Consider the following 14,508-nt stretch of genomic DNA (forward strand, 5'->3'; position numbering starts at 1 on the left):
ATGGATTGGCTGAGCGAGCACGCATGGGCCACCTGGCTCGGTCTGACCGTGCTGCTCGGCGCCGCCGAGCTGGTCAGCATGGACCTGATCCTCTTGATGCTGGCCGCAGGCGCGATGGTCGGCTTCCTGACTGCGGTGCTCGGCCTCGCAGTCCCCCTGCAGGTCGTGCTCGCCTCGGTCACGGCCGTGGCGATGCTCGCCCTGCTGCGTCCCAACCTGATCAAGCGGCTCCACCACGGCCCCGAGCTCCGGCTCGGCCACGGCAAGCTCGTCGGCCGGCAGGCCCTCGTCACCCAGGACATCTCGGCGCTCGCGCCGGGCCGGGTCAGGCTGGCCGGTGAGATCTGGAGTGCCGAGCCCTACGACGACACGCTCCGCATCGCCGCCGGCCAGACCGTCGAGGTGCTCGAGATCCGCGGCGCCACGGCGTACGTCCACCCGATCCCGCAGCTCGACAACGACCCGGACCCAGGAGTCATCCCATGAACCTCGACGTGATCTTCCTCGTGCTGCTCGCGCTGGTCGTGCTGTTCGCGATCCTTCTGCTGGCGAAGACCGTGCGGATCATCCCGCAGGCCCGCGCCGGCATCGTGGAGCGGTTCGGCAAGTACAAGGAGACGCTGCCCGCCGGCCTCAACATCCTGGTGCCCTTCATCGACCGGGTCCGCTACCTCATCGACCTGCGCGAGCAGGTCGTCAGCTTCCCGCCGCAGCCCGTGATCACCGAGGACAACCTGGTGGTCTCGATCGACACGGTCATCTACTTCCAGGTGACCGACCCGGTCGCGGCGACGTACGAGATCGCCAACTACATCCAGGCCGTCGAGCAGCTCACCATGACGACCCTGCGCAACATCGTCGGTGGCATGGACCTCGAGCAGACGCTGACCTCGAGAGAGGACATCAACAGCGGCCTGCGCGGTGTGCTCGACGAGGCCACCGGCAAGTGGGGCATCCGCGTCAACCGCGTAGAGATCAAGGGCATCGACCCGCCGCCGTCGATCAAGGACGCGATGGAAAAGCAGATGCGCGCGGACCGCGACAAGCGCGCGCTGATCCTGTCCGCCGAGGGCCAGCGCCAGTCCGCGATCCTCACCGCGGAGGGCAACAAGCAGTCGCAGATCCTCAACGCCGAGGGTGAGCGCGAGTCTCAGATCCTGCGCGCCCAGGCTGAGCGCGAGGCCCAGATCCTGCGCGCCCAGGGTGAGGGCCAGGCCATCCAGACGGTCTTCCAGGCCATCCACGACGGCCAGCCCGACCAGTCGCTGCTGGCCTACCAGTACCTCCAGATGATGCCCAAGATCGCCGAGGGCGACGCCAACAAGGTGTGGGTCATCCCGTCCGAGATCACCAAGGCGCTCGAGGGCCTCGGCTCGTCGATGCACGAGATCACCGGCATCCCGAAGCACTCGGGGGGACCTCGCGTGCGCGTCGACATGGGGCCCACGGAGGCGCAGCTGCCCAAGCCGTCCGGCGACCCCGAGCTCACCAGCGCGCAGAAGGCGGTCGAGGCGGCTATCGCGGAGGCGGCCGCCGCGGCCAACCCCGGCAAGCGGGTGCCCGCCCCGGCAGAGCCGCCGACCGACCCGGCGAGCGCCGAGCCCACGGGGGACCAGCCCGGCGCGTGAACGGGCTCGAAGCCGTCGCGGTCCTGCTGGCCGGCGTCGCGGCGGGAACGATCAACGCCATCGTCGGTTCAGGCACGCTGATCACGTTCCCGACGCTGCTCGCCTTCGGCATCCCGCCGATCACGGCCAACGTGTCCAACAACGTCGGCCTGGTGCCGGGCAACGTGTCGAGCGTGCTCGGCTACCGCGCCGAGCTCGCCGGCCAGCGCGACCGCCTGCTCCGGCTCGGCGCTGCCTCGCTCGTGGGCGGGCTCGTCGGGGCGCTGCTCCTGCTCCGACTGCCCTCCTCGGCGTTCGACGCGATCGTCCCTGCGCTGATCGGCCTGGGCGTGCTCCTCGTCGTCATCGGTCCGGCGGTCCAGCGACGCGTGGCCGCCCGCGCCGAGACTCGCGGTGGCGTGCCTGACCACGGCGTGTGGTGGGTGTGGCCGGCGGTGCTGCTGACGGGCGTGTACGGCGGCTACTTCGGCGCCGCCCAGGGAGTCCTGCTGATGGCGGTGCTCGGGATCGGGGTCGCCGACACGCTCCAGCGGCAGAACGCAACCAAGAACATGCTCGCGCTCGTCGTCAACGGTGTTGCGGCGACCGTGTTCCTGCTCGTCGCCGAGCTCGACTGGACCGTCGTCGGCCTGATCGCTGCCGGCTCGATCGTCGGCGGCCAGATCGGGGCGACGGTCGGGCGGCGGATGCCGCCGGCCGTCCTGCGGGCGGTCATCGTCGTGGTGGGGCTCACCGCGCTGGTGGTGCTGCTGACGCGGTGAGCGCCGACCACGGCGCCCTGCTGTCGATCAGCCGATCTTGAGGACGCGGGTGCCTCCGGCGAACTTGTCGTGCCAGCCCTGCCGGGCGATCGGGTCACCGTTGATCTGGACCGCGATCATGATCACGGCGACCAGGGACACGAGCCCACTGATCCAGCCCAGGACGGGGATCACGCCGAGCAGGCCGATCGCCATGAAGATGTTGCGGCGGATCGCTTCCTCCACGGTCGGGTTGCCACCGCTGGGTCCCGTGGTGCGCAGCTTCATGATCATCTTGCCGACGGTCTGGCCGCGGCTGCTCTCCATGAAGACGAAGTAGCCCATCTGGATGGCCACGAGGATGAGCGACGAGACGGCCGCGACGGCGTACGTGCCGCCGGTCGAGACCATCATGCCGCCGCCCGTCTCGCCCATCAGGGCCCCGACGACGATGATCGAGGCGATCACGTAGTTGACGATCGCGAGCAGGATGCCGTCGATGAGCCGGGCCAGGAAGCGGTCGAGCAGGCTGCCGGGCTGGGGGCCTCCCATGGGAGCGCCCATCGGTGGGGCGCCGTACGACTGCGCGGATGGTGGGGCGACCGGCGGCGCCGACGAGTAGGCGGGGGGAGGCGGTGGGGGTGGGCCTCCGTCAGCAGCAGGTTGGTCGCTCGGCGGCTGGTTGGCGGGATGCTCCGGAGGTTGGGCGGTCATGACGCTCCTCGTGGGCGTAGGTGCCTCTGCTGGCCGGGAACCTACCCCAAAGGGTGCGATGTCGGCCCCGGCTCGCCGGTGCTCCTAGACGTCGCCGGCGAGTGACGCGGGTTCGTGGGCGGTCTCGACGTACGCCGTCATCCAGCGCTCGATCTCGTCGTAGGCCCGGTCGCGCACCTCCCGCCGCGACAGGATCACGTCGTGGAGCGCCCCTTCGATCGAGGCGATGGTGACGTGTCGGCCGAGCTGGGGAGCCCATCGGCGGATCTGCTCGACGTCGAGGACGATGTCGAAGCCGTGCACCTCCTCCGACATCTGCTTGGGGAAGCGGGTGCCGCCTGACGAGAGCACCAGCACGGGCGCGCCGACGTCGATCCCCCGGTGGATGCGGAAGTGCGCGCGGCGGATCGCTCGCAGCCAGCCGAAGTAGATGGGGAAGGACTCCATCGGTTTCCAGGTCAGGTCGAAGTCCCACTCGCCGCTGTGCGCGGCATGGAGGCTCTGGCCGTAGAAGTCGTTGATCACGCGCGGGATCTCCCGCATCGGACGGGAGCGGCCGATGCTGCGGATCGCGACGGTGCCGACGTTGCGGATCCAGAACGGGCCCTGCATGTCGAGCCAGGGGGAGTTCAGCAGCATTCCGCTCAGCTCGTGCAGGTCCTCGACCCCACCCCGTCGGGAGTCCACCCAGAGCGCCGAGATCAGACCGCCGGTCGAGTGTGCCGCCAGCAGCACCTCGTCGTGCTCGTCGCGGCGGACGATCCGCTCCCAGACCTCGTCGAGGTCCTCGAAGTACTCGTCGACCTCGCCGACGTACGCCGGGGTCTGGTGCTCGCGCAGGGAGCGGCCGTACTTACGCAGGTCCACGGCGTAGAAGTCGTACCCGCGGTCGGCCCACCACTGGGCGAACTCCTTCTGGAAGAAGTAGTCGCAGAAGCCGTGCACGTAGAGGACCGCTCGGCGCGTCGGGGACCCGGCACCCAGCCGCACGAGGTTACACTCGACGGCGCCCTCGGCGTCGGGGGTGAGCGGGATCGTCTCGACGGTGTAGGGATCCCCGAGGACGTCGGTCTCACGGTCGAACGTGGCGGTCACACCCGCGATTGTGTCATCCGCCTGGTCTGCGCAGCGGTGACCAGCGCGTCGAAGAGCCGCTGGTCGCGTGTCATCTCCGGGTGCCACTGGACAGCCAGGCAGAACCGGTCGCCGCCCTCGGCCGCGGGGTCGCTCTCCATCGCCTCGACGGTGCCGTCGTCGGCCCACGCGGTCGCGACGAAGCCCGGGTGGTCGCGCACCGACTGGTGATGGTGGCAGTGCGCCTGCACCGCCTCGCCGAGCACGCGGGCCACCAGGGAGTCGGGCTCGGTCGTCACCTCGATGGACCCGAAGTCCGCACCGCCGGGGGAGTGCTGCTCGTGGCCCACCACGTCGGGCGTGTGCTGGTCGAGGGCACCGCCGCCGGCCACCGCCATCAGCTGCATGCCCCGGCAGATGCCGAGGGTCGGCAGGCCCGACTCGGCAGCGGCGCTCAGGAGCGCGAGCTCCCAGACGTCCCGGTCGGGCCGCCAGTTGGCGGTGCGGGAGTGCGGTTCCTCGCGATAGCGCCCCGGGTCGACGTCGGCCCCGCCGGCGATGACCAGGGCGTCGAGGGCGCGCACCACGACCCGGGCGGCGTCCAGGTCGGCGGACGCGGGCGGCAGCAGCACGGGTACGCCGCCGGCCCGGACGACCGCGTCGGCGTACTCGACGTGCAGCAGGTCGGCACGCTGGCTCCACACACCCCACGACGCCTCTTCGCGGTACGTCGAGATCCCGATCAGCGGCAGCATCCGTCCCCCTTCATCTCGGACCTATCATCCTCGACCGCTCACAGCGGCGTGACGTAGGCGCCGGAGATGCCGCCATCGACGAGGAAGGTGCTGGCGGTCATGAAGCTCGACTCGTCGGAGGCCAGGAAGAGCACGGCGTTCGCCATCTCCTCGGGCTCCCCGAAGCGCCCCATCGGCACGTGCACCAGCCGCCGGGCGGCGCGCTCGACGTCCTTGGCGAAGAGCTCCTTGAGCAACGGCGTGTTGACCGGTCCGGGGCACAGGGCGTTGACGCGGACGCCCTCCCGGGCGAACTGCACGCCCAGCTCGCGGGTCATCGACAGCACGCCGCCCTTGGACGCGGAGTAGGAGATCTGCGACGTGGCCGCCCCCATGACCGCCACGAACGAGGCGGTGTTGATGATCGAGCCGCGCTTCTGCTCGAGCATGTAGGGCAGCGCCGCCTTGCAGCAGAGATAGACGCTGGTGAGGTTGACCTCCTGCACCCGCCGCCAGGCGTCCAGCTCGGTGTCGAGGATCGAGTCGTCGTCGGGCGGGGAGATGCCGGCGTTGTTGAAGGCGATGTCGACCGAGCCGTAGGTGTCCTTCGCCGTCTTGAACAGCGCGTCGACCTCGTCCTTCGACGTCACGTCGACGTGCACGTACGTCGCGACTGCCTGCTCGTGCCCGCCCGCCACCCTGCCCAGCTCCGCGACGACCGCCGCGCCCTGCTCGTCGGAGATGTCGCCGATGACGACGCGGGCGCCCTCCTCGACGAAGCGCCGGACGGTGGCCAGCCCGATGCCCGAGCAGCCCCCGGTGACGACGGCGACCTTGCCGTCGAGACGTCCTGCCATGTGATGCTCCCTTTCTGGTCCGGTGGTCTCGTCACGGGTCTGGCGGCCCTCCTGGACCACCGGTGTGTCAATGAGCGATGAAGACGTTCTTCTCCTCGGTGAACGCCTGGGGTGCGTCGGGGCCGAGCTCGCGGCCCAGGCCGCTCTGCTTGTAGCCGCCGAAAGGCGTCCAGTAGCGCACCGAGGAGTGGCTGTTGACGCTGAGGTTGCCGGCCTCGACGCCGCGCGCGACCCGCAGGCCGCGACCCAGGTCGCTGGTGTAGATCGACCCGGAGAGGCCGTACTCCGTGTCGTTCGCCAGCGCCACGGCCTCCTCCTCGCTGTCGAACGGCATCACTGCCACGACGGGACCGAAGACCTCGTCGCGCCACACGGCCTCGGTGGTGTCGGTCGACTCCACGACGGTCGGGGGCATCCACCATCCTGGCCCGTCCGGAGCCGATCCCGTGAAGGCGACGCTCGCGCCGTCGACGTACTGCTGCACCGACGTGCGCTGTCCTTCCGACACGAGCGGACCCATCTCAGTGTCGTCGCGCGACGGGTCGGCGACCCGCATGGCCTTGACGGCCTCCTCGAGGCGGCCGACGAACTCCTCGTACGCCGACCGCTCGACCAGGATCCGCGAGCGAGCGCAACAGTCCTGGCCGGAGTTGTCGAAGACCGCGCCCGGGGCGGCGGCAGCAGCAGCGGCCACGTCGGTGTCGGCGAAGACGATGTTGGCGCTCTTGCCGCCCAGCTCGAGCGTCACCCGCTTCACCTGGTCGGCGCAACCGGCCATGATCTGCTTGCCGACCGCGGTGGAGCCGGTGAACGTCACCTTGCGCACGAGCGGGTGGGTCACGAAGCGCTGTCCGACGACCGAGCCCTTGCCCGGGACGACCGTGAAGACGCCGGGAGGCAAGCCGGCCTCCAGCGCCAGCTCTCCCAGTCGGATCGCGGTGAGCGGGGTGAGCTCGGCGGGCTTGAGGACCACGCAGTTGCCGGCCGCGAGCGCCGGGGCGAAGCCCCAACCTGCGATCGGCATCGGGAAGTTCCAGGGCACGATGACCGACACCACGCCCAGCGGTTCGTGGATCGTGATGTCGATCCCGCCCGCCACGGGGATCTGCCGCCCGAAGAGGCGCTCGGGAGCCGCGCTGTAGTAGTTGAGGCAGTCGCGGACGTTGCCCGCCTCCCAGCGGGCGTTGCCGATGGTGTGGCCGGCGTTGCGCACCTCCAGCCGGGCGAGCTCCTCGTTGTGCGCGTCGACGACCGCGGCGAAGGCGCGCAGCAGCCGGGCGCGCTCGCCGGGGGCGACGTCGCGCCACGCCGGGAACGCCTCCTGGGCGCGCTCGATCGCGGCATCGGTCTCCGCCTCGGTCGCGGAAGGCACCTCGTCGTCGAGGGCCTCGCCGGTGGTGGGGTTGATCAGCGTGGTCATGCAGTCCTCATGTCAGGCAGGGTCTCGTGACGGTCGCTGCGCGACCTCCTCGACCACCGGCGGGCTCACATTCGTTCGAAGCTGCGACGCAGCTCCCAATCGGTCACAGCGGCGTCGAAGGAGCGCAGCTCGACGTCGGCCATGTTGGTGTAGTGGTCGACCACCTCGTCGCCGAAGGCGGCGCGGGCCACCTCGGACTGCGTGAACGTGTCACGGGCCGCACGAAGCGTCGTCGGGACCTGGACGTGGTCGGGACTCGTGTAGGCGTTGCCGACCAGCTCGGGCTCGAGCTCCAGCTCGTTGTCGATGCCGTGCAGACCGCCGGCGAGCATCGCCGCGATGGCGAGGTAGGGGTTCACGTCGCCGCCGGGCACGCGGTTCTCCATGCGAGCGCTGGGCCCCTTGCCCACGAGCCGGACCGCGCACGTGCGGTTGTCGAGCCCCCAGGCGATCGTCGTCGGGGCGAAGGACCCGGCGGCGAAACGCTTGTAGGAGTTCACGTTGGGCGCGTACATCAGCGTGAAGTCGGCCATCGTGGCGAGCACGCCGGCGACGAACTGGTCGTAGAGGGGCGACCGCTGGTCGTCGTCCCAGAAGACGACGTTGCCGTCGGTGCCGCGCAGCGACAGGTGGATGTGGCAGGACGAACCCTCGCGCTCGTTGTACTTGGCCATGAACGTGATCGCCTTGCCCTGCTGGGCGGCGATCTCCTTGGCCATCGTCTTGTAGACGCTGTGGTTGTCGGCGGTGGTCATCGCATCGGCGTAGAGGAAGCCGATCTCGTGCTGGCCGAAGTTGCACTCGCCCTTGGCCCCCTCGACGTCCATGCCGGCGGCGTACGTCGCGTTGCGGATCTCCCGGAGCAGCGGCTCGACCCGGGTGGTGCCGAGGATGGAGTAGTCGACGTTGTACTGGTTCACCGGATCGAGGTCCCGGTAGCCGAGGTGGTGCGCGTCCTCGTAGGAGGTGTTGAACGCGATGAACTCCAGCTCGGTGCCGGCGAGGGCCACCATGCTGCGCGCGGCGACCTTGTCGAGCTGCGTCTGCAGGACCGTGCGAGGGGACTGGGGGACCGGGCTGTGGTCGAGCCAGACGAGGTCGCACTGCACCAGGGCGGTCGCGGGCACGTGCGGGAGCAGGCGCAGCGTGTCCCAGTCGGGCACGAACTCCATGTCGCCGTACCCGCGCTCCCACGAGGACATCGCGTACCCGTCGACGGTGTTCATGTCGATGTCGACGGCCAGCAGGTAGTTGCAGCCCTCGGTGCCGTGCTCCAGCGCGAAGTCGAGGAAGTAGCGGCCGTGCAGCCGCTTGCCCTGCAGGCGCCCCTGCATGTCGGTGAAGGCGAGGACGACGGTGTCGATGTCGCCCGCCTCGATCAGCTCGCGGAGCCGATCGGTCGTGAGGTACCGGTCGTTGGGTGCCGTCATCGAGTCCTCTTCCTCTCCAGCTATCCGAGAAGGCCGCGCAGCAGGGCCGCGGTGTCGTCGCAGTGCTCTTCCATGACCCGCCTGGCTGCGTCCGGCCGCCCCGCCGTGATCGCGGTGACCAAGCGCGCGTGCTGCCGGTGCGAGTGACCGATGTTGGCCCCCAGCACCGGGATCGAGACGAGCATCTCGTGCAGCGACGCCTGCACCGAGGTCACCGCCTCGATCGTCCTACGGCTTCCGCTGAGCGCCGCGACGGTCAGGTGGAAGCGCGAGTCGGCCTGCCGGTGGTCCGCCGGCCTGGTCGCGGCCGCGACCTCCGCGTGGGCCTCAGCCAGCTGGACGCCCTGGGCGTCGGAGAGGTCGGCCGCTGCAGCGAGCGCTGCGGCACCGGGCTCGACGACGCGGCGGAAGCGCAGGGCGTCGAGCCAGTCACTGCGCGTCTCCGCCGAGATCCGAGCTGCCTTGCGTGCGAAGGTGCCGCGCCCACGCCGGGTGACGGCGGTGCCACCCCCGCGTCCGCGCGTCGTCTCGACCAGCCCTGCCTCGCGCAGCGCGGCCATCGCCTCGCGCAGAGTCGCACGGCTCACCGCCAGCCGCTCGGCGAGCTCGCGCTCGGCCGGCAGGTTGCTGCCGACGGGATAGACCCCGAGCCGGATCGCGGTGGCCAGCTGCTCGACGCAGGCCTCGAAGGCGTGGTGGCCGCGGACCGGGCGCAACACCGCGTCGGTGAGGTGCTCGACGGGTTGGGCGGTCACGGGCGTCAGTCTCCGAGGGGGCCACCAGGTGTGTCAATGGTCGGGGTTCATACCAATTTTGCGCGGGGGCTATGGACGACGAAACCCTTCGGGTCTAGCCTCCGAACGATCGCATCCCGTCGCGTGTGGAGGGCTTCATGGCCGATATCGACAATTTGACCGACGACGAGAAGCACCTGGCAAGGCTCGGGTACAAGCAGGAGCTCTCGCGGACCTGGTCCGGGTTTTCCAACTTCGCCATCTCTTTCTCGATCATCTCGATCCTGGCCGGGTGCTTCACGACCTTCGGCCAGGGCTTCAACAACGGCGGCCCCATCGCCATCTCGTGGGGTTGGCCGATCGTGTCGGCGTTCATCCTCATCATCGGTTTCACGATGTCCGAGCTGGTGTCGGCGTACCCGACCTCGGGCGGCATCTACTGGTGGGCGTCCAAGCTCGGCGGCCCGGCCGCCGGCTTCTTCACCGGCTGGCTGAACCTGATCGGCCTCGTGGCGGTCACGGCGTCCGTGGCGTACGGGTGTGCGACGTTCATCGACCTGACTCTCAGCACGCTGTCTGACAGCTTCGCCGAGGGCTACTCGCTGACCCGCGTCTTCATCATCTTCCTGATCGTGCTCGCGCTGGCGTCGCTGCTCAACATCTTCAGCGGCCACCTGATGGCGATCATCAACAACGTCTCCGTCTGGTGGCACGTCGCCGGCGCGGCGGTCATCGTGCTGATCCTCATCTTCGTGCCGGACCAGCACCAGTCGTTCAGCTACGTGTTCACCGAACGCTTCAACAACTCGGGCTACAGCGACGGCTCGACCTCGTCGTCGCTCTACTGGTTGATGGTCATCCCGTTCGGTCTGCTGCTGACGCAGTACACCATCACCGGCTTCGACGCCTCCGCCCACCTCTCGGAGGAGACCTCTGCCGCGTCGTCGGCCGCTGCGAAGGGCATCTGGCAGTCGATCTTCTACTCAGCCATCGGCGGCTGGATCCTCTTGCTGGCGTTCCTCTTCGCAGTGCCGAACGGTGCCGACGGACTGCCGGACAACGCAGGAGTCGGTGGCGGCGGTGTCGCTTACATCTTCGTGGAGTCGCTCGGCAACAACCTGGCCGGCCTCGTGCTGCTGATCTCGGCAGCGGGTCAGTTCTTCTGCACGACCGCCTGCATGACGAGTGCGTCACGGATGACCTTCGCCTTCAGCCGCGACGGGGCGATCCCGGGATCCAAGACGTTCGCGCGGCTCTCAGCGGCGAAGGTGCCGGCCAACGCGGTCATGCTGGTCGCCGTCGTCGCAGCGATCATCACGTTGCCGGCCCTGATCGAGGTCAACATCGGGACCGAGGAGTCGCCGCTGATCGTCCCGACCGCCTTCTACGCCGTCGTCTCGGTCGCCGTCATCGGCCTCTATCTCGCCTTCCTGATCCCGATCTGGCTGCGCTGGAAGATGGGCGACGCGTTCGAGGTCGGCTCCTGGAACAACGGGGCGAAGTACAAGTGGATGAACCTCGTTGCGGTCATCGAGATCGTCATCATCTCGATCTACTTCATCCTGCCGTTCGTGCCGCAGGGCAGTCCCTTCAGCGAGAACTTCTCGCCCAAGTACGTGAACTACGCCCCCGTCCTGACCGTGGGGGCGCTCATCGTCCTCGGGGTCTGGTGGAAGGTGTCGGCGAAGAACTGGTTCACCGGTCCGAAGCACACCATCGACGAGGCCGTCATCGAGGCCTTCGACAAGTGAGTGGCTGACGACCCGGAGCTCGACCGGCTCCTCGACCAGGTCCCCCGTCTGTCCAGCCGGGTCCTGGTCGAGGAGCTGTCGGGTGGCTTGACCAACCGCAACTACCGGGTCGTCACGCCCGAAGGCGACTTCGTGGTGCGCTGGAGCGGCAGCGACGCCACCCTTCTCGGCATCGACCGCGATGCCGAGTGCGCGAACACCCGGGCCGCGCACGAGGCCGGCGTCGGGGCCGAGGTCTTCGACTACCGGCCCGACCTCGGGGTCCTCGTGATCGGCTACCTCACGGGCACCTCCCTCGTGGACGAATCCTTCACCGACCCCGGTGTGCTCCGGCGGGCAGCGGAAGCGTGCCGGCGGCTGCACGCCGGCCCGCAGTTCACCGGGGAGTTCGACATGTTCGCCCGCCAGGCGGCGTACCGCGAGACCGTGCGTGAGCGGGGCTTCCGGCTGCCGGACGGATACGACGACCACGCCGACGGGTGGGCTGCGGTGCGGCGGGTCGTGGAGGCCCGACCCCGGCGGAGCGTCCCGTGCAACAACGACCTGCTCGCCGGGAACTTCATCGACGACGGCGAGCGGGTGTGGCTGATCGACTACGAGTACTCCGGACGCAACGACGCCGACTTCGAGCTCGGCAACACGACCACGGAGTGCGAGTTCACGCCCGAGATGGTCGAGGCGTACGCCGAGGCCTACTACGGCACGCCCAGCCGGGGCGACGTCGCGCGGGTGCGCCTCGGCGCCCTGCGTGCGCAGTACGGCTGGGCGCTGTGGGGGTTCATCCAGGCCGCGTCCAGCGACTTCGACTTCGACTTCTGGGGCTGGGGCATGCACCGCTACGAGAAGGCAGCGCGCGGCTTCACCTCCGACGGCTTCGAGCGACTGCTCGCGGATGCCGCGGGTCGATGACGGTGGTCGAGCAGCGGGCGCAGCGAGCGGAAAGTCGAGACCTCCCGTCCCGCGCGCGGGTCGTGATCATCGGCGGGGGCGTGATCGGCTGCTCGACGGCGTACCACTTGGCGTCCATGGGCTGGAGCGACGTGCTCCTCCTCGAGCAGGGCCGCCTGTCCGGGGGCACGACGTGGCACGCGGCCGGCCTGGTCGGCCCGTTGCGGGCGAGCGAGAGCGGCACCCGACTGGTGCAGTACTCCGCCGAGCTGTACGACCGGCTCGAGGCCGAGACCGGGCTGGCCACGGGCTATCGCAACGTCGGTGGCGTGATCGTGGCGCGCAGCGAGGAGCGGATGGTCCAGCTGCGCCGGACCGCGGCCAACGCGGCGGCGTACGACCTGGACTGCCGGATGCTCACGCCGGACGAGGCCGCTGAGCTGTGGCCGCCGATGCGCACCGACGACCTGCTCGGGGCCATTCACCTGCCGGGCGACGGCAAGGTCAACCCGACCGACCTGACGCAGTCGCTGGCCAAGGGCGCGCGTCAGCGCGGGGTGACGGTGCGTGAGGGCGTCCGCGTCACCGGCCTGGTCACGACCGATGCGGCGGACGGCCCGCGGGTCACTGGCGTCCGGACCGACGCCGGCGACGTCGAGACCGAGGTCGTGGTCAACTGCGCGGGCCAGTGGGCGAAGGCGGTGGCGTCGCTGGCCGGGCTCGACCTCGTCGTCCCGCTGCACAGCGCGGAGCACTTCTATGTCGTCACCGAGGAGATCGACGGTGTGCACCCCGACCTGCCGGTCATGCGCGACCCGGACGGGTGGACCTACTTCAAGGAGGAGGTCGGCGGCCTCGTCGTCGGCGGCTTCGAGCCGAACGCGAAGCCGTGGGTGGCGCCGGACCGGATCCCGTACCCGTTCGAGTTCCAGCTCCTCGACGAGGACTGGGAGCACTTCTCGGTGCTGATGGAGCAGGCGCTGATCCGGGTCCCCGCACTGGAGACCACGGGGGTCCGCAAGTTCTACAACGGTCCCGAGAGCTTCACCCCCGACAACCAGTTCCTCCTGGGTGAGGTTCCCGGCCTGCGCGGGTTCTTCGTGGGGGCGGGCTTCAACTCCGTCGGTATCGCGTCGGCTGGTGGGGCCGGGCGCGCGCTGGCCGAGTGGATCGTGGCCGGCCAGCCGACCAGCGACCTGGTCGGCGTCGACGTGCGCCGGTTCGCGCCGTACGCCGCGGACAACGACTGGCTCCGGTCCCGCGTCGCCGAGGTCCTCGGCCTGCACTACGAGATCCCGTGGCCGCTGCGCGAGCCGGTCACCGCCCGCGGCGTGCGGACGTCGCCGCTCCACGACCGGCTGGCCGAGCACGGCGCGCGCAACGGGTCCCGGATGGGGTGGGAGCGTCCGCTCTACTTCGTGCCGGAGGGACAGCGCGAGGGGCACGACGCCGAGACGGCCGACCGCACGTGGGAGAAGCCGGCGTGGCTGCCCTGGTCGGCGGCCGAGCAGCGCGCGACCCGCGGCGCGGTGGCAGTCTTCGACCAGACGTCGTTCTCCAAGTACGTCGTCAGCGGACCGGGCGCCCTCGACGCGTTGCAGTGGGTCTGCGCCGCAGACGTGGACGTGGCCGTCGACCACTGCGTCTACACGCCCTTCCTCAACGCGCGCGGGACCTACGAGGCCGACCTCACGGTGACGAGGGTCGCCGAGGAGGAGTTCTGGTTGGTCAGCAGCTCGGCGACGACCGTGCGCGACCTCGACTGGCTCGGGCGGCACGCTTTCGCTCAGGTCGGCGACGACGCGCGCATCGAGGACCGGACCGACGCGTACTCCGTGATCGGGGTGATGGGCCCGCGGTCCCGCGAGCTGCTGAGCGGCCTGACCGGCGCCGACCTCTCGGAGGAGGGATTCCCCTTCGCCACCAGCCGGGAGATCAGCGTCGCGGGGGCGCCCCTGCGCGCGACACGGATGACCTACGTCGGCGAGCTGGGCTGGGAGCTGACCGTGCCCGTCAGCGACGCGCTTGCGGTGCACGACGCGATCAGGGCGGCGGGGGAGCCGTTGGGCATGGCGGACGCCGGGTACCACGCCATCGAGTCGCTGCGGTTGGAGAAGGGCTTCCGAGCCTTCGGCCGCGAGCTGACGCCTGACTACACCCCGGTGGAGGCGGGCCTGCTCTTCGCGACGGCATTGAAGGGCGACAAGGACTTCCTCGGTCGTGAGGCCCTAGAGGCGCACCGTGATGCGCTGGCATCCGGCGGCGCCCGACGGCGGCTGGTCTCGCTCGTGGTCGACGACGCTCAGCCGATGCTGTGGGGCGGCGAGCTGCTGCGCCGCGGCGGCCGTCCTGTCGGCCAGGTCACCAGCGCTGCGTGGGGCGAGACCGTGGGCGCGTGCGTCGGGCTCGCCTACCTCCGGCACGACGGGCCGGTCACGTCGGAGTGGCTGGGGTCTGGGGGGTTCGAGGTCGACGTCGCCGGGACGGCGTACCCGGTCACCCTCGGCCTGCGGGCTCCGCTCTGACCGCAGGGTAAAG

At 69.9% G+C, this 14,508-nt stretch carries 13 protein-coding genes; 6 read left to right on the plus strand and 7 right to left on the minus strand.

The window, feature by feature from the left end; genetic code table 11:
- From ABD295_RS05505 to ABD295_RS05515, 3 genes are read left to right on the plus strand one after another with little or no spacing between them, the layout of a single operon-like run.
- Positions 1-486 carry an NfeD family protein gene (locus tag ABD295_RS05505; protein WP_344302636.1) on the plus strand — a complete coding sequence of 162 codons (486 nt, stop codon included), beginning with the start codon at positions 1-3 and terminating at the stop codon, positions 484-486.
- The gene (locus ABD295_RS05510; RefSeq protein WP_344302637.1) at positions 483-1,628 is read left to right on the plus strand and encodes an SPFH domain-containing protein; all 1,146 of its coding nucleotides are present in this window, start codon (positions 483-485) and stop codon (positions 1,626-1,628) included. The genes ABD295_RS05505 and ABD295_RS05510 overlap by 4 nt, the downstream gene beginning before the upstream one ends.
- Positions 1,625-2,389 carry a sulfite exporter TauE/SafE family protein gene (locus ABD295_RS05515; protein WP_344302638.1) on the plus strand — a complete coding sequence of 255 codons (765 nt, stop codon included), beginning with the start codon at positions 1,625-1,627 and terminating at the stop codon, positions 2,387-2,389. Before ABD295_RS05510 ends, ABD295_RS05515 begins: the two co-directional genes overlap by 4 nt.
- 27 nt (positions 2,390-2,416) lie before the next feature.
- Here the strand turns inward: ABD295_RS05515 and ABD295_RS05520 are convergent, their stop codons facing one another.
- From ABD295_RS05520 to ABD295_RS05550, 7 genes are all read right to left on the minus strand, one after another.
- The gene (locus tag ABD295_RS05520; protein ID WP_344302639.1) at positions 2,417-2,920 is read right to left on the minus strand and encodes an RDD family protein; all 504 of its coding nucleotides are present in this window, start codon (positions 2,918-2,920) and stop codon (positions 2,417-2,419) included.
- A 246-nt stretch (positions 2,921-3,166) separates the two neighbouring features.
- Positions 3,167-4,177, minus strand: a complete 1,011-nt coding sequence (locus ABD295_RS05525) for an alpha/beta hydrolase (RefSeq protein ID WP_344302640.1) — start codon at positions 4,175-4,177, stop codon at positions 3,167-3,169.
- Positions 4,174-4,911 (minus strand): gamma-glutamyl-gamma-aminobutyrate hydrolase family protein, encoded by a 738-nt coding sequence (locus tag ABD295_RS05530; RefSeq protein WP_344302641.1) that lies wholly within the window; start codon positions 4,909-4,911, stop codon positions 4,174-4,176. Before ABD295_RS05530 ends, ABD295_RS05525 begins: the two co-directional genes overlap by 4 nt.
- A 38-nt stretch (positions 4,912-4,949) precedes the next feature.
- Positions 4,950-5,747 (minus strand): 3-oxoacyl-ACP reductase, encoded by a 798-nt coding sequence (locus tag ABD295_RS05535; protein ID WP_344302642.1) that lies wholly within the window; start codon positions 5,745-5,747, stop codon positions 4,950-4,952.
- Positions 5,748-5,814: 67 nt separating this feature from the next.
- A complete protein-coding gene (locus tag ABD295_RS05540; RefSeq protein WP_344302643.1) occupies positions 5,815-7,167 on the minus strand; it encodes an aldehyde dehydrogenase family protein in 1,353 nt (450 codons plus the stop codon).
- Positions 7,168-7,232: 65 nt separating this feature from the next.
- Entirely contained in the window at positions 7,233-8,597 is a 1,365-nt protein-coding gene (locus tag ABD295_RS05545) for a glutamine synthetase family protein (protein WP_344302644.1), read from the minus strand.
- 20 nt (positions 8,598-8,617) lie between these two features.
- Positions 8,618-9,352 (minus strand): FadR/GntR family transcriptional regulator, encoded by a 735-nt coding sequence (locus tag ABD295_RS05550; RefSeq protein ID WP_344302645.1) that lies wholly within the window; start codon positions 9,350-9,352, stop codon positions 8,618-8,620.
- Between the two features lie 137 nt (positions 9,353-9,489).
- On the opposite strand from ABD295_RS05550, the gene ABD295_RS05555 reads away from it, so the two are divergent.
- From ABD295_RS05555 to ABD295_RS05565, 3 genes are read left to right on the plus strand one after another with little or no spacing between them, the layout of a single operon-like run.
- Positions 9,490-11,082, plus strand: a complete 1,593-nt coding sequence (locus ABD295_RS05555; protein ID WP_344302646.1) for an amino acid permease — start codon at positions 9,490-9,492, stop codon at positions 11,080-11,082.
- A complete protein-coding gene (locus ABD295_RS05560; protein ID WP_344302647.1) occupies positions 11,083-11,991 on the plus strand; it encodes a phosphotransferase in 909 nt (302 codons plus the stop codon).
- Complete coding sequence (locus ABD295_RS05565) at positions 11,988-14,495, plus strand: GcvT family protein (protein WP_344302648.1); 2,508 nt, start codon at positions 11,988-11,990, stop codon at positions 14,493-14,495. Before ABD295_RS05560 ends, ABD295_RS05565 begins: the two co-directional genes overlap by 4 nt.
- Positions 14,496-14,508: the final 13 nt, after the last annotated feature.

This window comes from Nocardioides bigeumensis (genome assembly GCF_039531755.1).
In the GTDB taxonomy this organism is placed as follows: domain Bacteria; phylum Actinomycetota; class Actinomycetes; order Propionibacteriales; family Nocardioidaceae; genus Nocardioides; species Nocardioides bigeumensis.